The sequence below is a fragment of the Pectobacterium atrosepticum genome, assembly GCF_000740965.1.
Lineage (GTDB): Bacteria > Pseudomonadota > Gammaproteobacteria > Enterobacterales > Enterobacteriaceae > Pectobacterium > Pectobacterium atrosepticum.
Window position 1 is genome coordinate 4,020,237 of the sequence record NZ_CP009125.1, and the last position, 17,944, is coordinate 4,038,180.

Annotated in this window: 17 protein-coding genes, 1 pseudogene and 1 CRISPR repeat array; of the genes and pseudogenes, 11 read left to right on the forward strand and 7 right to left on the reverse strand. The window is 48.1% G+C overall.

What is annotated here, in order from left to right; all coding sequences use genetic code 11:
• Nucleotides 1-121: 121 nt before the first annotated feature.
• A complete protein-coding gene (locus GZ59_RS17780; protein ID WP_039293515.1) occupies nt 122-1,108 on the reverse strand; it encodes a quinone oxidoreductase in 987 nt (328 codons plus the stop codon).
• Nucleotides 1,109-1,288: 180 nt separating this feature from the next.
• Between GZ59_RS17780 and dnaB the strand changes: the two genes are divergently transcribed.
• From dnaB to GZ59_RS17825, 9 genes are all read left to right on the forward strand, one after another.
• Nucleotides 1,289-2,695 carry a replicative DNA helicase gene (gene dnaB / locus GZ59_RS17785; RefSeq protein ID WP_039293518.1) on the forward strand — a complete coding sequence of 469 codons (1,407 nt, stop codon included), beginning with the start codon at nt 1,289-1,291 and terminating at the stop codon, nt 2,693-2,695.
• Nucleotides 2,696-2,736: 41 nt separating this feature from the next.
• Nucleotides 2,737-3,819, forward strand: a complete 1,083-nt coding sequence (gene alr, locus GZ59_RS17790) for an alanine racemase (RefSeq protein ID WP_011095165.1) — start codon at nt 2,737-2,739, stop codon at nt 3,817-3,819.
• Nucleotides 3,812-4,480, forward strand: coding sequence for a hypothetical protein (locus tag GZ59_RS17795; protein WP_011095166.1), 669 nt, complete (start codon nt 3,812-3,814; stop codon nt 4,478-4,480). The genes alr and GZ59_RS17795 overlap by 8 nt, the downstream gene beginning before the upstream one ends.
• 163 nt (nt 4,481-4,643) lie before the next feature.
• Entirely contained in the window at nt 4,644-4,973 is a 330-nt protein-coding gene (locus GZ59_RS17800; protein WP_011095167.1) for a hypothetical protein, read from the forward strand.
• Nucleotides 4,974-5,098: 125 nt separating this feature from the next.
• Complete coding sequence (locus tag GZ59_RS17805; RefSeq protein WP_011095168.1) at nt 5,099-5,569, forward strand: Lrp/AsnC family transcriptional regulator; 471 nt, start codon at nt 5,099-5,101, stop codon at nt 5,567-5,569.
• A gap of 255 nt (nt 5,570-5,824) precedes the next feature.
• Nucleotides 5,825-6,439: a YitT family protein gene (locus GZ59_RS17810; RefSeq protein WP_039293524.1), complete on the forward strand. Its 615-nt coding sequence runs from the start codon at nt 5,825-5,827 to the stop codon at nt 6,437-6,439.
• A gap of 63 nt (nt 6,440-6,502) precedes the next feature.
• A complete protein-coding gene (locus tag GZ59_RS17815) occupies nt 6,503-7,696 on the forward strand; it encodes an amino acid aminotransferase (RefSeq protein ID WP_039293526.1) in 1,194 nt (397 codons plus the stop codon).
• A gap of 184 nt (nt 7,697-7,880) precedes the next feature.
• Nucleotides 7,881-8,378, forward strand: coding sequence for a M48 family metallopeptidase (locus GZ59_RS17820; RefSeq protein ID WP_011095171.1), 498 nt, complete (start codon nt 7,881-7,883; stop codon nt 8,376-8,378).
• A gap of 120 nt (nt 8,379-8,498) precedes the next feature.
• The gene (locus tag GZ59_RS17825; protein WP_011095172.1) at nt 8,499-8,978 is read left to right on the forward strand and encodes an Hcp family type VI secretion system effector; all 480 of its coding nucleotides are present in this window, start codon (nt 8,499-8,501) and stop codon (nt 8,976-8,978) included.
• Nucleotides 8,979-9,026: 48 nt separating this feature from the next.
• Here GZ59_RS17825 and GZ59_RS23105 read toward each other — a convergent pair whose 3' ends face one another.
• From GZ59_RS23105 to GZ59_RS23120, 6 genes and pseudogenes are all read right to left on the reverse strand, one after another.
• Nucleotides 9,027-9,434 (reverse strand): DUF1240 domain-containing protein, encoded by a 408-nt coding sequence (locus tag GZ59_RS23105; protein WP_071598488.1) that lies wholly within the window; start codon nt 9,432-9,434, stop codon nt 9,027-9,029.
• 45 nt (nt 9,435-9,479) lie between these two features.
• Nucleotides 9,480-9,885 (reverse strand): annotated as a pseudogene (locus GZ59_RS23110) (DUF1240 domain-containing protein).
• Nucleotides 9,886-9,931: 46 nt separating this feature from the next.
• Nucleotides 9,932-10,336 (reverse strand): DUF1240 domain-containing protein, encoded by a 405-nt coding sequence (locus tag GZ59_RS17830; protein WP_039293529.1) that lies wholly within the window; start codon nt 10,334-10,336, stop codon nt 9,932-9,934.
• 51 nt (nt 10,337-10,387) lie between these two features.
• Nucleotides 10,388-10,795 carry a DUF1240 domain-containing protein gene (locus GZ59_RS17835; RefSeq protein ID WP_039293532.1) on the reverse strand — a complete coding sequence of 136 codons (408 nt, stop codon included), beginning with the start codon at nt 10,793-10,795 and terminating at the stop codon, nt 10,388-10,390.
• 31 nt (nt 10,796-10,826) lie between these two features.
• Nucleotides 10,827-11,231 (reverse strand): DUF1240 domain-containing protein, encoded by a 405-nt coding sequence (locus GZ59_RS23115; RefSeq protein ID WP_071598487.1) that lies wholly within the window; start codon nt 11,229-11,231, stop codon nt 10,827-10,829.
• Nucleotides 11,224-12,081 (reverse strand): hypothetical protein, encoded by an 858-nt coding sequence (locus GZ59_RS23120; protein WP_080641334.1) that lies wholly within the window; start codon nt 12,079-12,081, stop codon nt 11,224-11,226. The genes GZ59_RS23115 and GZ59_RS23120 overlap by 8 nt, the downstream gene beginning before the upstream one ends.
• A 491-nt stretch (nt 12,082-12,572) precedes the next feature.
• Nucleotides 12,573-13,083: a CRISPR direct-repeat array (repeat unit 28 nt; unit sequence TTTCTAAGCTGCCTGTACGGCAGTGAAC).
• Nucleotides 13,084-13,378: 295 nt separating this feature from the next.
• Between GZ59_RS23120 and cas1f the strand changes: the two genes are divergently transcribed.
• Complete coding sequence (cas1f, locus tag GZ59_RS17845; protein WP_039295246.1) at nt 13,379-14,359, forward strand: type I-F CRISPR-associated endonuclease Cas1f; 981 nt, start codon at nt 13,379-13,381, stop codon at nt 14,357-14,359.
• Nucleotides 14,356-17,652: a type I-F CRISPR-associated helicase Cas3f gene (gene cas3f, locus GZ59_RS17850; protein ID WP_039293535.1), complete on the forward strand. Its 3,297-nt coding sequence runs from the start codon at nt 14,356-14,358 to the stop codon at nt 17,650-17,652. The genes cas1f and cas3f overlap by 4 nt, the downstream gene beginning before the upstream one ends.
• Nucleotides 17,653-17,944 lie beyond the last annotated feature (292 nt).

The window sequence follows — 17,944 nt, forward strand, 5'->3', positions numbered from 1 at the left end:
ATAAGTAAGACTACGGACAGCGGTCTTTTCTTCTACGGAAGGATGCGGCAAATAAACCGAAGCACGGCCAAACGAGGAAAGGCAAGGTTACCGCGACACGCACGATAACCTTCCTAAGTCATTAGCCCGGAATCAACAGGCATGAACCCTGCGTACCGCGACTTTCCAGCGCCCGGTGGGCAGCTTGTGCATCTGCCAGTGCGAATGTCTGATTCTGCGGCACGTCTACAGTAATCGCCCCGCTGGCAATTAATGAGAACAGTTCGTTGCTGGCCTGCTCCAGTTCAGCGCGGTTTGTCACATAACCAAACAGTGAAGGACGGGTCACGTACAGCGACCCTTTCTGGTTCAAAATGCCCAGATTGATACCGGTCACCGGCCCAGATGCATTACCGAAACTGACCATCAATCCGCGACGGCGCAGGCTGTCGAGAGAGGCTTCCCAGGTATCTTTCCCGACCGAGTCATACACGACCGCCACCTTCTGGCCATCGGTCAGTTCTGCGACGCGTTGCGCGATATTCTCGGTACGATAATTAATGGTTGCCCAAGCGCCCGCCTGTTTTGCACGCTCCGCTTTCTCATCGGAACCTACCGTCCCGATCAGCTTCGCCCCCAGCGCCTTCGCCCACTGGCAGGCAATCAACCCAACGCCGCCCGCAGCAGCATGGAACAAGAAGACTTCATTTGGTTTTATCTCATACGTCTGGCGCAGCAGATAGTAAACCGTCAGCCCTTTCAGGAAAGAGGCCGCTGCCTGCTCAAAGCTGATAGCGTCCGGCAGCAACGCAACCTTCTCCGCCACCACGTTGTGCACCTCGCTATACGCCCCTAGCCCAGACTGCGCATACACGACGCGATCGCCGACTTTCAGCACGCTAACACCCGCGCCGACTTTCGTTACGACGCCTGCCGCCTCAGTTCCCAATCCGGAAGGCAAATCGGGTACGGGATACAAGCCGCTGCGAATATAGGTATCGATAAAATTAATGCCGATGGCGTGATTCTCCACCTGAACCTCTCCCGCTGCGGGTTCGGCAGGCGTGAAATCCCCATATTGCAGAACCTCTGGGCCACCATAAGCTCGGAACTGAATGCGTTTTGCCATGTTATCTCCTTAATCGTGACAGGTTCATCGTCTCTCTATAACACATATACCCTAGGCGACTAAACGTAGCCAACGCACATGCAACTTGAAGTATGACGGGTATATTGTGTTATTTCGGACGTGCGGCATATACAATGCCCCCTTATCCAATGGCAAATCAACCGGTAAAGAATCCGTTTCATGGCAGAGAAAAGACCCACCAATAAATCGAATGAGCCTCGTGACCGCCAGATGGAAGGTCTGAAACTTCCGCCACATTCGCTGGAAGCGGAGCAATCGGTATTGGGTGGCCTGATGCTCGACAATGAACGTTGGGATAATGTCGCTGAGCGTGTTGTCGCTAACGACTTCTATAACCGCGCCCACCGCCTGATCTTCACCGAAATGCATCGTTTGCTGGAAATGAGCAAACCGATCGACCTGATTACGTTATCCGAATCACTCGAACTGCAAGGCTCATTGGAATCTGCCGGTGGCTTCGCTTATCTGGCTGAACTGGCAAAAAACACGCCGAGCGCCGCCAACATTGGTGCCTACGCTGACATCGTGCGTGAGCGCGCCGTAGTGCGTGAAATGATCTCCGTCGCCAATGAGATCGCCGATGCGGGCTACGATCCGCAAGGTCGCAGCAGCGAGGATCTACTCGATCTGGCGGAATCCCGCGTATTCCAGATCGCCGAAAACCGCGCTAGCAAAGATCAAGGCCCAAAAAGCATCGACCGTATTCTGGAAGATACCGTTTCCCGTATCGAGCAGCTTTACCAGAAGCCACACGATGGTGTTACAGGTGTGGATACGGGCTATCAGGATCTCAACAAAAAAACCGCCGGTTTGCAGAAATCTGACTTAATCATCGTGGCAGCGCGTCCATCAATGGGGAAAACCACCTTTGCGATGAACCTGTGTGAACATGCAGCCATGACCCAAGAAAAGCCTGTACTGATATTTAGTCTCGAGATGCCCGGCGAACAGATCATGATGCGTATGCTCGCGTCTCTGTCTCGCGTGGATCAGACCCGCATCCGTACGGGTCAGTTGGACGATGAAGACTGGGCGCGTATTTCCAGTACCATGGGGATCCTGCTGGAAAAGCGCAACATGTACATTGATGACTCTTCCGGCCTGACGCCAACCGACGTTCGTTCCCGTGCTCGCCGCGTGTTCCGTGAACATGATGGCCTGAGCATGATCATGATCGACTACCTGCAATTGATGCGCGTGCCGTCGCTGTCGGATAACCGTACACTGGAAATCGCAGAAATATCTCGCTCACTCAAAGCACTGGCAAAAGAATTGCAGGTTCCTGTCGTCGCCCTGTCGCAGCTTAACCGTAGTCTGGAACAGCGCGCCGATAAGCGTCCGGTCAACTCGGATCTGCGTGAATCCGGCTCCATCGAGCAGGATGCGGACCTGATTATGTTTATCTACCGTGATGAGGTTTATCACGAGAACAGCGACCTGAAAGGCATCGCTGAAATCATTCTGGGGAAACAGCGTAACGGCCCGATTGGTTCCGTTCGTTTAACCTTTAACGGGCAGTGGTCGCGCTTTGATAACTATGCCGGCCCACAATATGACGATGAATAACGCAGCGCTCAGCAATGACAACACTGCACTAAGGAACAAGAATGAAAACGGCAACTGCCGTCATTAACCGGCGTGCGTTACGCCACAACCTGCAACGAATCCGCCAGTTAGCGCCTGGCAGCCAGATCGTTGCCGTCGTGAAAGCCAACGCCTACGGCCACGGCATGATCGAATCCGCTCATACCTTCTGCGATGCTGACTGTTACGGCGTCGCGCGACTCTCCGAAGCGCTGGCGCTGCGTGCCGCAGGCATCACCAAACCTATCGTCCTGCTGGAAGGCTTTTTCTCCGCCGACGATCTCCCGCTTCTGGTGGAACACCAGCTAGAAACCGCCGTTCACAGCCTCGAACAGCTTGCTGCGTTGGAGCAAGCCACGTTGCCGCAGCCGATACGCGTGTGGATGAAGCTCGATACTGGCATGCACCGCCTTGGCGTTCTGCCGGAACATGCCGACGCGTTTTGGCAACGCCTGACCGAATGTCGGAATGTCGTGCAGCCGGTCAATATCATGAGCCACTTTTGCCGCGCCGATGAACCCGAGGCCGGAACCACCGAACGCCAGTTGGCCTGCTTCGATGCCTTTACCCAAGGTAAACCCGGCGCACAGTCCATCGCGGCTTCCGGCGGTATTCTACTGTGGCCGCAAGCGCACCGCGATCGCGTCCGCCCCGGCATTATCCTCTATGGCGTGTCGCCGCTGGATAACGAAGACGCCGCGCATTTCGGCTTCCAGCCTGCCATGACCTTTACGTCTCACCTTATCGCCGTTCGTGAACACAAAGCGGGTGAAACCGTCGGCTATGGCGGCACTTGGACCAGCCCGCGCGATACCCGTCTGGGCGTCGTCGCTGTCGGCTACGGCGATGGCTACCCGCGTTGCGCCCCCGCAGGTACGCCCGTGCTCATCAACGGTCGCGAAGTACCGCTTTCCGGCCGCGTATCGATGGATATGATTACGGTTGATTTAGGGCCGGATGCTCAGGATAAGGTCGGCGATGAAGTCATCCTTTGGGGGCCAACGCTATCGGTTGAACGCATTGCGGCACACACGGGTGCCAGCGCCTACGAGCTGATCACCCGTTTAACACAGCGCACGGCGTTGGAATACGTCGACGGTGAGTAAAAACGGACTGATTGGTTTTTATCGGCAAGCCACTGGCTTGCCAACTTTCAGGCTGGCTATCTACTATACGGCAAGCTGGCTTGCCGTATCCGCTATCCTGACGCTGTTTGCCCTCATTAATTTCTATACCCTGAAACCTACGGATGTCGGCGGTACGCTGTTTGGCGGTATGTTCGGTGCGATATTCGATCTGATCTACTGGTCTTGCGCGGCATCGGGATTCTGCTTTCTGGCGCTATTTAAGCTCTCGGGATGGCGCATTGCCTGGATACTCGCCGGGCTGGTGCAAATCGGTATCAGCGTCCTGTGGCGCATTCAATACTGGCAGGCGTATGAAAATGAGGAACTGATACTTTCTCCGACGACTGGCGAACTGTATGTTTCCATGCTGGTAGGCGTAGCGATGACCACTATCGGCGTCGTGAAGTACCGGCACGCTCAGCACGACCCGATAGATCCCCGCTCAACGCAGACCAAAACAGTTGCCACAAAAACGATCTCCACAAAAACAATCACCGCATTCGTCCTGATCGCGCTTTACCTGGCACTTCCGCTGTACCTCTATCTGCGTGAACCTCTACCCTACTGCGCCTTTAGCCCCAGCGGACAACAGTTAACGGTATGTTTGGGAGAGAGTGACGAGCGGATCATTGTGGAGTGATGGTATAAAATATCCCCAAACATTAGTCCACTACCTAGGTAAAGCGTCTCTTATTTTTACTCTTCAGATTACTCTAAGCTAAGCATTTTTGGCTCTTAAATGACTATGATTCAGCTCCAAGATACTTCCCATTTTAATGACAGAAAATAAGTAGGAATAAATAATGAAAAAGATGATCGTGCTGACATTTGGAATAATAGCTCTGGCTGGTTGTGCGACAAAACAATATCCCCAAGCAGCAACCGTAACAGGAGAAGAATCAGGGATTTTTGATTGCAAGGCTATAAAACAAGAAATCGCTAAAACCCGCAGCATCCAAAACGAGATCGAATCCACAGGAGAGTTTGATGGTAGAACAGTGCTTGGCGTTCTTGGTGATTTCGGAATAGGTAACGGTATGGCTAAAGGAGAAGCTCGTAAAAAAGCGCAGGCAAGGCTAACTCAGCTTCAAGCATTAGAAACGGTAAAATGCTCGATAAACTCCAATTCCTGACAGATACAAACTAATTTGAATATAGCTGTTTGTAACATATAGCAGCGATAAAAAACTCATAGGCAACGCGGCTTAAAAAGCTGGTAGTCTGTTTGACTGACTACTGACATGGTTTAAGGAACGCGATGTACAACATTGATGATTTCGATCTGAAAATCCTGACGCTGCTACAGACCAACGGTCGCCTGACTAATCAGGAATTGAGCGAACTGGTCGGTCTTTCCGCCTCGCAATGCTCACGCCGCCGCATCGCGCTGGAACAGGCACAGCTCATTCTTGGCTACCATGCTCGCCTGTCACCGAATGCCGTTGGATTGGAATGTCTGGGGTTAATTGAAGTCCGGTTGATCAACCACACCAGCGAATACGTTGAACGCTTTCACCAAATGCTGGGGGAAGTGGATGCGATTATTGACGCCTATAAAACCACGGGCGATGCCGATTATCTGTTAAAAGTCGCCGTCGCGGATCTGCCTGGACTCAGCACGCTGATTAGTCAGATTCTGTCGCAGAACAAGAGCGTCGCACACCTGAAAACCTCGGTAGTATTGAACCGCCTCAAAGAGAACGGTTTGATCACGCCTGCATTGCCCTGAATTGGGGCAATCGCGTCTATTTGGTGCAGAAAAACGAGCAACTCACGCAAAAAATCACAACTTATCGCACGACTCAGCCACATGAATTATGAAAAACGCACGAATCATGCGTTACTTTCATCGATATAATTCAATACGTTGCTCTTATTACCGTAGGTCTTTCGCGCAAACCAGCCGCTAAGCGGTATCATCTGGTGTGATTCTTGCTTGGGTAAGCACATGTTTTTACGACAGTCAGTCTATCGAGTGCTCATCATGGATAACGTTATTCCCACACAAAAAATATCACATACGTTGCTGGAAGATGTTCTGGCAATACTGATCGGCACGCTGATGGTGTCATTTGGCATCATTCTGCTGCGTCAGGCTGGCGCGCTCACCGGTGGCACCGCAGGCATCGCTTTTCTTGTCCATTATCTGACAAACGTTTCCTTTGGCGTCGCGTTTTTCCTGCTGAATCTGCCCTTCTATTATCTGGCCGTACGCCGCATGGGGTGGGAATTCACAGTGAAAACGTTCAGCGCTGTCGGGCTGGTTTCTCTGTTTTCCGATCTGCATCCGCTGTTCATTCATTTCGATCAGCTCAACCCGTTCTACGCCACGCTGTTCGGTAATATCATCACCGGAATAGGCTTCGTTGTGCTGTTCCGCCATAAAGCCAGCCTCGGCGGCGTTAACATTCTGGCGCTTTACCTTCAGGACAAATATGGCCTGCGGGCGGGGAAACTCCAGATGGGCGTTGACGTTGTGATTGTGCTGACTTCCCTGTTCGTGGTAAGCATACCGATGTTGATTGCTTCGATTCTAGGGGCAACCATTCTGAACCTGATTATCGCGATGAATCATCGCCCTGGCCGTTACGCGGCCTGATTGTCCCCCATCATCGTCGGGGTGCGGTACCCATAAAAATGACACACTCAGGAGAGCTACACTGTGTTTCAAAACGTTGATACCTATGCCGGAGATCCTATCCTGTCTCTGATGGAAAAATTCAAACAGGATCCAAGAGCAGATAAGATCAATTTGAGTATCGGGCTGTACTACAACGAGCAGAATATTATCCCTCAGTTGCGATCCGTCAGCGCAGCGGAAAGCAGCCTGCGGCAGCCTGCTCAGAGCGCGAATTCCTATCTGCCGATGGAAGGGTTACAGCCTTACCGCACGGCTATCCAGCATTTGTTGTTCGGTGAAAGCCACGCGGCGCTGGAAGCAGGTCGCATCGCGACCATCCAGACGTTGGGCGGTTCCGGTGCGCTGAAAGTCGGTGCAGATTTCCTGAAACGCTACTTCCCAGCGTCAGAAGTGTGGGTCAGCGATCCAACATGGGAAAACCATATTGCGATCTTCGAGGGCGCGGGCTTTAAGGTTCACACCTACCCGTATTTCGATGGCGAAAGCCTGGGCGTGAAATTTGATGCCATGCTCGCCACCCTGCAAACGCTGCCAGCACGCAGCATTGTGCTGCTGCATCCGTGCTGCCATAACCCGACTGGTTCCGATCTCACCACCGAACAGTGGGATCGCGTCATTGAGGTTATCATCCAGCGTGAGCTGATTCCGTTTATGGACATCGCTTATCAGGGCTTTGGCCTCGGCATCGAGCAGGATGCGTATGCAATTCGCGCCGTTGCCAGCGCAGGCGTTCCGGCACTGATCGCCAACTCGTTCTCCAAGATTTTCTCACTGTATAGCGAGCGCGTCGGTGGCCTTTCCGTGGTGTGTGACGATGCCGACAGCGCGCAGCGCGTATTGGGTCAGTTAAAAGCGACCGTACGCCGCAACTACTCTTCCCCACCAAATTTCGGCGCACAAGTGGTTTCTAAAGTCCTGAACGACGTGCAGTTAAACGCCGACTGGAAAGCGGAAGTCGAAGAGATGCGCACGCGTATTCTAAGCATGCGTCAGGAGCTGGTTTCCGCATTGAAAAACGCACTGCCGAACCGCAACGTCGACTACCTGCTCACCCAGCGCGGTATGTTCAGTTACACGGGTTTCAGCCCGGAGCAGGTTGACCGCCTGCGTGAAGAATTTGGCGTGTACCTGATCGCCAGCGGCCGTATGTGTATGGCGGGGCTCAACCACAGCAACGTCCAACGCGTCGCTGCCGCTTTCGCCGCCATTCAGTAAACCGTAAAATGACAAAGCCACTGATTTAATCGACGTGATAGTGTATAAACTCGGTTAAATCGGTGGCTTATGTTTCCAGCTAACCATCAAAGCAGTACGGTCGGTTTTCCACATTCGAACTAGCGAGAAAGTACCAATCAATCACCCGTGCTTAACCTGAATTATTCCAACGAATAAAAACACCATGACCCAATTACGCTACCTGAACGGCTACCCCCCAACGATTGTTGCACAAGCGCAGACGCTCGTTGATCAAGGTAAACTCGGCCTCTGGCTGGAAAAAAGATACCCTGACCGCCATCAGATTCAGAGTGATAAGTCGCTCTATCAATTTGTCGCTGAACTCAAGCAGCGATATCTGAAGAATGCACCAGCAATATCAAAGGTGCTTTACGACAATAAACAGAACCCGATAAAAGGGACGCTGGGAACCAATACATTTGTAGCACGCGTACAGGGCGGAAAATTAAAGTCCAACAACGAAATCAGAATAGCGACGTTATTTCGTGACGGGCCAGAAGATTTCCTGCGTATGATCGTGGTACACGAACTCGCCCACCTCAAAGAAAAAGACCACAACAAAGCCTTCTATCAACTCTGCTGCCATATGGATCCTGATTATCACCAGTTAGAATTTGATATGCGAATCTGGCTAAACTGGCGAGAAATAAATGCAGGTTAGATTTCACACCCGACTTTTATGAGGGTTTGCTTTGATGTTGCGTTAGCCGTATTATTTCTGCGCTGATAATCGATATATTATCATTCAGTCTATTAATAAATTTTCTCATAAGGATTTGATATGGCTAATTTGATTTACGCCAGCATTAATGGTCAGAAACAGGGTTTAATCTCATCCGGTTGCTCAACGCTCGACTCAATTGGCAATCGTTATCAAGCCGGTCATGAAGACCAAATACAAGTATTAGGCTTAAACCACAGCATTAGTCGCGATCAAAATGTTTCTCATCACCCCATTAATTTTATTAAGCCAATCGATAAATCATCCCCGTTATTAGGAATGGCGATCTCTTATAATGAAAAGGTAGATGTGACATTCTATTTTTATCGCGTAAATTCCGCTGGGCAGTTAGAGCTTTATTATGAAGTTGCCTTAACGGATGCGAGCATTGTAGATGTCACCTGTGTCTACCCACACGTCATCGATAACAACGACATCATGCCGTATGAAAAAGTCCAGCTGAAATATAAAACCATAGCATGGAACCATAAGATCGCAGGAACGTCGGGTTACAGCATTTGGGAGGAAATGAGTCTCTAATATTTATGACCGCTGATAACAAGCGCATCTTATCAGTTGTGCTTGTTATTACCACTCATCACAAAGAGCAATATCTTTCACATACTTATTGGGAGCTATCCAAGATATTTTTGGACAGATTTTATAATCATGAAAATTAAGGTTGTATGATATATACGATGATGAAAAAAAACTAACCACAGCACCAAATATAAGGATTTTAATCAACCACTCACCTAATTTATTATTTATCTTTATGTGTTTATTTTTTATAGCAGAGAAAAAACAAACATATGAAAAATAGAATGACAAAGGTACTCCAAATATAGCAAACCCCACTCTCCATGAAAAAATTATTACATCATTTAATTTAAAAAATGACAAGTATGCACTTAAAGAAAACCAAGTTCCCCAGCAGGAAAGACATAAAAGAAAAACAGAAAATGCCCCAATTAATGGTCTATTTACTTTAGCCACGGCTAATTCCCCCCCAAGAATGAAATAACATAATTAGTACTATTTTCATTCTTTACAAAGAGCAATGTTTTTTACATATTTATTGGGAGCTATCCATGAGTTCTTGGGACAGATTTTATAACCCTGCTCATTAAGACTATAAGAGATATACATAGATGAAAATAAACTCACCGCAGTACCAAAAACAGCAAATATAGCCAATACATTTGAAAATTTATTATTCATTTCAATTGGTCTGTTTTTTACAGCAGAAAAAAAACCAAAATAAGAAAACTGGAACACTATTGGAACTAGAAAAATTATCACCCCCGAGTTTCCATGAAAATGAAATAACATCATTTAGATTAAAGAAATCGATATACCCGTTTAAAGAGAACCATCCTCCCCAGCATGAAAGAATAAAAATAAAAACCGAGTATATGAAAAAAAACGGTCTATTTATCTTAACCATGAATTTCCCTACCCCAAACATGAAAAAGCATACTCTCGTACCATTTCTAGTCTTTACAAAGAGAAATGTCTTTCACATACTTATTGGGATCCATCCAGGATATTTTTTGACATACTAAATAACCTCTATCATCCAGACTATACGATATATACATTGATGAAAAAAAACTAACCACTGCGCCAAATATAGCTATAACAGCCAATACATTAGCTAGTTTATTATTCATCCTCGCCATTTCATTTTTCATTGCGGAATGAAATGCCAAGTATGAAAAATAGAACAATAGTGGCACTGCAAATACTAAAACACCAACTTTCCAAGAAAAAATTATTACATTACTTAATTTAACGAAAGCTAAATACCCACTTAAAGAAAACCAGCCCCCCCAGCAGGACATGAGGAAAACCAACGTCGCAAATGCACCAAATAATGGCCTATTTATCTTAACCACGATTGATTCTTCCTTGGTAGGAAAATAAAAACCACTAGATATTCTTGTTATTTACCATTCATCACAGAGAGCAATATTTTTCACATACTTATTGGGATCCATCCAAGATACTTTAGGACATAATTCATAACCATAAGCTCTAAAATTATAAGATATGTAGAAAGATGAGAGCAAACTAATTATAGCACCAGCTATCATTACTATAAATAGCCCCCCTCCAAATTTATTATTTATTTTCGCCACTTCATTATTTATTGCAGAATAAAAAAACAAATATGAAAAATAGAATAGCAAAGGAGAACCAAATACCATTAACCCGACTCTCCATGAAAAGACTATCGTATCATTTAACTGTAAAATATCCAAATATGAATTAAAAGAAAACCAACCAGTAAAGCATGTCAATAGAAAAATAAAAACTGCAAATGCACCAGCTAATGGTCTATTTACCTTAACCACGAATAACCCCTAAATCATAAAATAATTATATTTACTCTTTACAAATAGCAATATTCTTTACATATTTATTGGGATCTATCCAGGATTTTTTAGGACAGGTCGCATATCCCTGTTCATTCAGGCTATACGATATATATACAGATGAAATAAAACTAATTATCGCACCAAAGATAAAAATCGCCACTAATAAGTTTGATAATTTACTATTCGTTTTAATAGGTCTGTTTTTTATTGCAGATAAAAAACCAAAATAAGAAAAATAAAATATTATAGGTGAACCGAACACCATTAGACCAAGCTTCCATGAGAAAATAACCGTATCACTTGATTGAAAAAAATCCACATATCCGCTTAAAGAAAACCAACTAATAAAACATGACAAAAAGAAAAGAAAAACCGAATATATGAAAAAAAATGGCCTATTTATTTTAACCACGACTATATCTCCCCCAAGCTTGAAAAAACTGATCAGGATGGTATGGAGTATATTGTTTTTTATGTGACTTTAAATTTTTTATTATAGTCTCACTTATTTTATATTCATTATCTAACCAAAATAATGAAAAACCAACGGCAAATCCAACTAAAAATATGCCGCAAGCAATAAGAACAACACTACCTCCAGTGACCATCGCTGTAGTAGCTAATGTTTTCGCTCCCCAAGCGGCCCCGATAGATACTGCTAGTTTTGCCGCATCCATCGTTAAATTAACAAAGAAATCGGTTAGTGCGTATTCATCTTTCAACATCAACTCAACGGCTCGATAAGCGGCTGAAAAAATAATGCAGAACCTTGCCCCAGTCGCAATACCACTTTCAATACCTTTCGTACCAATCCCCATATCTAATATTTTTTGGTTCCCGACTAAATATCGGGTGGCGTCTAAATACTTTCTTACCCCCGGATAGCCAGATAATTTTATGTATTTACTGCCATTTTTCCCGACATATTCCGTTGCCGTTACCCCAAATCCTTTAATTTCTATCACGATTCTGCTAACAGACACCGCTTCTGCAATATTCCCAGCAAACGATGAGAGAGGATCGGTACAGCCAAACATGGCTGTTTTCCACGATTGATTAGGATTAGGTGTGCATAACGTTTGTAAGAAATACGTCGCTTCCTGCGCAGTCAATATGGCATGAATGTTATCGTTATTTATTTCATTTAGTTGAGCATGTAATTTCTGATAGTTAATATCTGCATGCTGTTTTTTAAAATCAAGATGATCTTCTAACCGATAGTCATCATCAACAAGCGTTTTTAAAACCGGATCGTATTTCACAAGTGACTCACTCCTTTGAATTTTACTTAAGTCAACGAACTATTTCCCTGTAAGGTCACTTTAACGGAAAAATGATGATTTTTAAATGTTAATAACGTCCAATCTGCAATTTTCCATTCGCACCAAAAGAAACCCGTTACTTGAAAATATTACGAAAATAAGCCATCAACAATACGTTATTTAAGAGCTACAGGCATTGAGCGATGGCGCAGTGCAGCCTCGATAATAACCAGACAGCAGCGCTGAGTACCGTGAATAGGCTGCCTGTACGGCAGTGAACGTGAGGCTTCCTTTTTATGCACCTTCTGTCTGTTTTCTAAGCTGCCTGTGCGGCAGTGAACCGTCCGCCTCGGGGTTGCTCTGTACTACGCTTTTTCTAAGCTGCCTGTGCGGCAGTGAACATGATGCACGTTGTGCTTACTCCAATCAGCAATTTCTAAGCTGCCTGTGGCAGTGAACAATGGAACATGGCGACTCCTTACGGTTTCTCTTTTCTAAGCTGCCTGTACGGCAGTGAACACGCTATCCACTATGAACGACATTAGAAGTTTTTTCTAAGCTGCCTGTACGGCAGTGAACTTATTTAATTAGTTTTGCGGCGTACTCAATAATTTCTAAGCTGCCTGTACGGCAGTGAACAACTGAATAAACTCGACTCAACGCAAGATGCATTTCTAAGCTGCCTGTACGGCAGTGAACTAGTTGACGCGCAGATAACGCAGAACACCCTGCTTTCTAAGCTGCCTGTACGGCAGTGAACTAAGGCCATGTATGCGTGGTCTTTGGCTTATCATTTCTAAGCTGCCTGTACGGCAGTGAACAAATCAGCCAGCAACTCATCAGGGTTTACCTCTTTCTAAGCTGCCTGTACGGCAGTGAACAAGTACCTTCCAGTATCGATCGAGCTTCAACATTTCTAAGCTGCCTGTACGGCAGTGAACTTATGACCTTGCGGACGTGCAGCGATCATTTCATTTCTAAGCTGCCTGTACGGCAGTGAACTGTAGCCCGATCACTCTAACGATTTGTTTTATTAGCAGCAATTGCCATTTTCTTCGTAAAAACCCTTTTTTTAACCCTATCTGTAACTCATTGATTTTTAATCCTGTGAAATAGGCCAAATAAAAAGGGTCTACGTTTGGGTAATATTTTTTGCGGTCATCATTTTTCACATACAACTGTGATAGGCTGATTTTCATCAGTTTTCTGAATATTATATTTTTCCTTATCAAATAGTTAGCTTGCGATTTATTTCGCTGGCGTCATGGTTATTATCTATTACGGCAGAAAATACATTATGGATAACGCCTTTAGCCCTTCGGATTTAAAAACCATTCTGCATTCCAAACGTGCCAATGTTTATTACCTCCAACATTGCCGCATTCTCGTCAACGGTGGCCGTGTCGAATATGTCACGGAGGAAGGAAACCAGTCTCTGTACTGGAATATTCCCATCGCCAATACCAGCGTGGTGATGTTGGGAACGGGTACCTCCGTAACTCAAGCCGCCATGCGAGAGTTCGCCAGAGCAGGTGTGATGATTGGTTTTTGTGGCGGCGGCGGTACGCCGCTGTTTGCGGCCAATGAAGCTGAAATCGCGGTATCCTGGCTATCGCCACAGAGCGAATATCGACCAACCGAGTATTTGCAGGACTGGGTCAGCTTTTGGTTCGATGATGAGAAAAGGCTGGCCGCCGCCATCGCCTTCCAACAAGTGCGAATAGCGCAAATTCGTCAGCACTGGCTGGGTTCTCGTCTGTCCCGTGAATCGCGCTTTACCTTTAAGTCCGAGCATCTTCAGGCGCTTCTGGATCGTTATCAAAAAGGGTTAACCGATTGCCGCACCAGCAATGACGTACTGGTACAGGAAGCGATGATGACTAAAGCCCTGTACAGACTGGCCGCTAATGCCGTGAGCTATGGTGACTTTACCCGCGCCAAACGCGGCGGCGGTACCGATCTGGCGAACCGCTTTCTCGATCACGGTAACTATCTGGCTTATGGGCTGGCTGCCGTCTCAACGTGGGTGCTGGGCCTGCCGCACGGATTAGCGGTGTTACACGGTAAAACTCGCCGTGGCGGGCTGGTATTCGACGTCGCCGATTTAATTAAAGATGCGCTCGTGCTGCCGCAGGCTTTTATTGCCGCGATGGAAGGCGAAGATGATCAAGAATTTCGTCAGCGCTGCCTGACCGCATTTCAACAATCCGAAGCGCTGGATGTTATGATCGGCAGCTTGCAGGATGTCGCCAGCAAACTGAGTCAGGTAGCGCGATGAACATTCTGCTGATTTCAGAATGCAATAAGCGCGCGCTGGTCGAAACCCGCCGGATACTGGATCAGTTTGCTGAACGCAAAGGCGAGCGCAGTTGGCAAACCGCCATCACGCTGGAAGGGCTGAACACGCTACGCAAGCTGCTGCGTAAAACGGCGCGTCGCAATACGGCAGTTGCCTGCCACTGGGTTCGTAGCACAAACCACACCGAGCTACTGTGGGTCGTCGGTAATCTGCGACGTTTTAATGCGCAAGGAAGTGTTCCTACCAATACCACCAGCCGAGATGTTCTGCGCACGAAAGATGAAAACCCCTGGCACAGCGCAGAAGTATTCAGCCTGCTAGCCGCCATTGCTGGGTTATTTCACGATGTTGGCAAAGCCAATATGCTATTTCAGGCTGGCCTGAGCGGTACTGCCCCACGCAGCCAACCCTATCGACATGAATGGGTATCGCTACGACTATTTCAGGCCTTTGTTGGTGAGCAGGACGATAAAGCCTGGCTAACCACGCTCAGCATGATTACCTCTGAAGCAGAAACAGAACTACTGGCTGGCCTGCAACGGGATAAACCGACGTTCAGCGATAGTCCATTTAGCACCTTACCACCGCTGGCGCAAACCATCGCTTGGCTGATTGTTTCTCACCATCGGCTGCCCGTATTTAACAAATCGACAGAGCTTGCACCAAACAGCCGCCCTCCCCAGCTCGACTATGCGGAGACATGGTTAACCGACCATCTTTCTCCACAATGGAATGCACTCAACCATTATAAGACCGATTGCTCACCGTACGAGCGAGAGCAAAACTGGCAGTTTCCTAACGGGACACCGCTGCGCAGTGCGGTCTGGCGCGATAAGGCACGAAAATTTGCGGGTCGCGCACTGAAGCTGCCGTCATTCATGCATTTCAGCCAGTTAGAGCAACGGTTGACCGTGCATCTGGCACGTCTCGCGCTAATGCTGGCAGACCACCACTACTCGGCAGGAGCGGCAACGATTGGCTGGCAGGACATCACTTATCCGGTGTGGGCCAATACCGATCGCAAGACTGGGGTATATAAGCAGAGGCTGGATGAACACTGCGTCGGCGTTGGGCAAAATGCCTTACTGCTGGGGCGAAGCCTGCCGCACCTGCGTGACACGCTTCCCGCCATCACTCGCCACAAAGGGTTCCGACAACGTAGCACGCACCCGCGCTTTCGCTGGCAAGATCGCGCGTTCGACCTTGCCTGTTCCATTCGTGATGCCAGCAAGCAGCACGGCTTCTTCGGCGTCAACATGGCATCGACAGGCAGGGGAAAAACGTTCGCTAATGCACGAATTATGTATGGCCTGTCGGATGAATCCATCGGCTGCCGCTTCTCCGTCGCGTTGGGGTTACGCACGCTGACGCTGCAAACCGGCGATGCACTACGGCAGCGTTTGAAGCTAGACGAAGACGACTTAGCGGTGCTGATTGGTTCGCAGGCGGTGCAAGATCTCCATGAAATGCGGCAAGAAAATGAGGCTCGCCAACAAAACACGCCGCAAACTGGCAGTGAATCCGCCGACCCGCTGTTCTCTGAACATCAATATGTTCGCTACGATGGCTCGCTGGATGATGGTCGGCTAAAAGCATGGCTGGAACGCAGCCCAACTTTGCATCAATTACTGAGTGCGCCAGTGCTGATCACCACCATCGATCACCTGATGCCCGCAACAGAAGGGCTACGCGGCGGTCACCAAATTGCCCCAATGCTACGGCTATTGACCTCCGATCTGGTACTCGATGAACCGGATGATTTTGGTCTGGAGGATCTTCCTGCACTTTGTCGACTGGTTAACTGGGCGGGAATGCTGGGCTCACGCGTGCTGCTGTCGTCCGCCACGCTGCCGCCTGCGTTAATTCGTGCGTTGTTCGATGCCTATCTTGATGGCCGCGCCGCTTGGCAACAGGCTTACGGTACGCCAAATACGCCACTGAACGTGTGCTGTGGCTGGTTTGATGAATTTGACTGTCAGCATGAGCAATATGGCGACGTGAAAGATTTCATGGTCAGCCACGATGCGTTCGTTCATCAGCGGCTGAAAAATCTGACGAAAGATGAACTCCCGCTACGCTTCGCCACTATCGTACCGGTAAGCAGCTCCAGCAAAAACAAAGATGATGTTCATCTGTCCGTCGCGCAAGCGATCCATCCCCGGATGTTCGATTTGCATTCTCAGCATCACCAACAGCATGAAAACGGGAAAACTGTCTCACTGGGGCTGGTCAGAATGGCAAACATCGATCCGCTGGTTGCCGTCGCTCGACAGTTGATCGCTATCCCCTCTCCACCGGATACCTGCATTCATTACTGCATTTATCACAGCCAACACCCACTAGCGATGCGCTCCCACATTGAACAGCGGCTTGATGCCGCGCTGATGCGTAACGATATCAATGCGCTGTGGCAAGTGGAGGAAATTCGTCAGGCGATAGAAAACTCGCCGCAACAGCATCACGTCTTTGTTGTTCTGGCAACCTCAGTCGCTGAGGTGGGTCGCGATCATGATTACGACTGGGCGATTGTCGAGCCTAGCTCGATGCGTTCGCTTATCCAGCTTGCCGGACGAATATTGCGCCACCGGCAGGATAAGCAGTATGTGCCTAAAACCCCCAATATCTATCTGCTTAGCCACAACATTCGAGCGCTTAGGGGGAAAGACATCGCGTACTGTAAACCTGGCTTTGAGTCGCAGGATGACAGTCTGGATACACACGATCTCCACCAACTATTGCAGGAAAAAGAGTACCGCCACCTCAGCGCCGCACCGCGTATCGTGCAGCCAACATCGTTTGCAAAGCCGCTTTCACTGGTGGCGTTAGAGCATGCCGTGTTGGGGAAAACGCTGCTTGGCCTCAAAAATCAAAAACTCGATGACCTGAAACGCCCTCCCGCTGCCTTTTGGTGGCGCGCGCACCCGCATTGGAATGGCGAACTACAGCGGCGTACACCATTTCGTCAATCAGCGAAAGATGAAGCGTACTACCTGTGGATCGCCGATGACGATGAAGAACCGGTTTTCATGGTGCAGGACGATGGCCCGAGTGGCTGGAAGCAAAGCGATATTGCTCGCCCCGTCACGCTGGACATGGCAGAAGGCGTCAGTGCCTGGATAGAACAGGATTACCACGCCTTGTACCAACGGCTGGCGGAAGAAAAGCAGTGGGAACTGAGCTGGGTGAGCGCCCGCTTCGGCGAAATTCGTCTGCGGGAAGAAGAGGACTGGTACTGGCACCCGCTGTTAGGGGTGTTTGGCGCACTCAGTTGAGTGCGCCGCTGCCTGTACGGCAGTTTACTTCATTTAGCCTACTTCTAAGCAGCCTATCCGGCTGTGTAGGCGATAGTAATTTGAGGAGAATTGTATTTCAAACTTAATATTTAAATACCATTTTGCCTAGGATAAAAAAGTGTACTATTCTCCTTATTGAACACCATCAAGAGGGGAAATGCTCATGAAGCAGAGTCAAAGAAAAAAAACGGTGGTTATAGTCGTGCTCCTTCTTCTATCACCACCGTCAGTAACTTTTAATTTTTATATTGATATAGCTAATCAACCACAG

Coding starts and splice junctions, on each gene's coding strand:
- GZ59_RS17820 (WP_011095171.1), top strand. CDS start 7,881: ATGACCCAATTACGCTACCTGAACGGCTACCCCCCAACGATTGTTGCA.
- alr (WP_011095165.1), top strand. CDS start 2,737: ATGAAAACGGCAACTGCCGTCATTAACCGGCGTGCGTTACGCCACAAC.
- GZ59_RS17805 (WP_011095168.1), top strand. CDS start 5,099: ATGTACAACATTGATGATTTCGATCTGAAAATCCTGACGCTGCTACAG.
- GZ59_RS17825 (WP_011095172.1), top strand. CDS start 8,499: ATGGCTAATTTGATTTACGCCAGCATTAATGGTCAGAAACAGGGTTTA.
- dnaB (WP_039293518.1), top strand. CDS start 1,289: ATGGCAGAGAAAAGACCCACCAATAAATCGAATGAGCCTCGTGACCGC.
- cas1f (WP_039295246.1), top strand. CDS start 13,379: ATGGATAACGCCTTTAGCCCTTCGGATTTAAAAACCATTCTGCATTCC.
- GZ59_RS17810 (WP_039293524.1), top strand. CDS start 5,825: ATGGATAACGTTATTCCCACACAAAAAATATCACATACGTTGCTGGAA.
- cas3f (WP_039293535.1), top strand. CDS start 14,356: ATGAACATTCTGCTGATTTCAGAATGCAATAAGCGCGCGCTGGTCGAA.
- GZ59_RS17780 (WP_039293515.1), bottom strand. CDS start 1,108: ATGGCAAAACGCATTCAGTTCCGAGCTTATGGTGGCCCAGAGGTTCTG.
- GZ59_RS17800 (WP_011095167.1), top strand. CDS start 4,644: ATGAAAAAGATGATCGTGCTGACATTTGGAATAATAGCTCTGGCTGGT.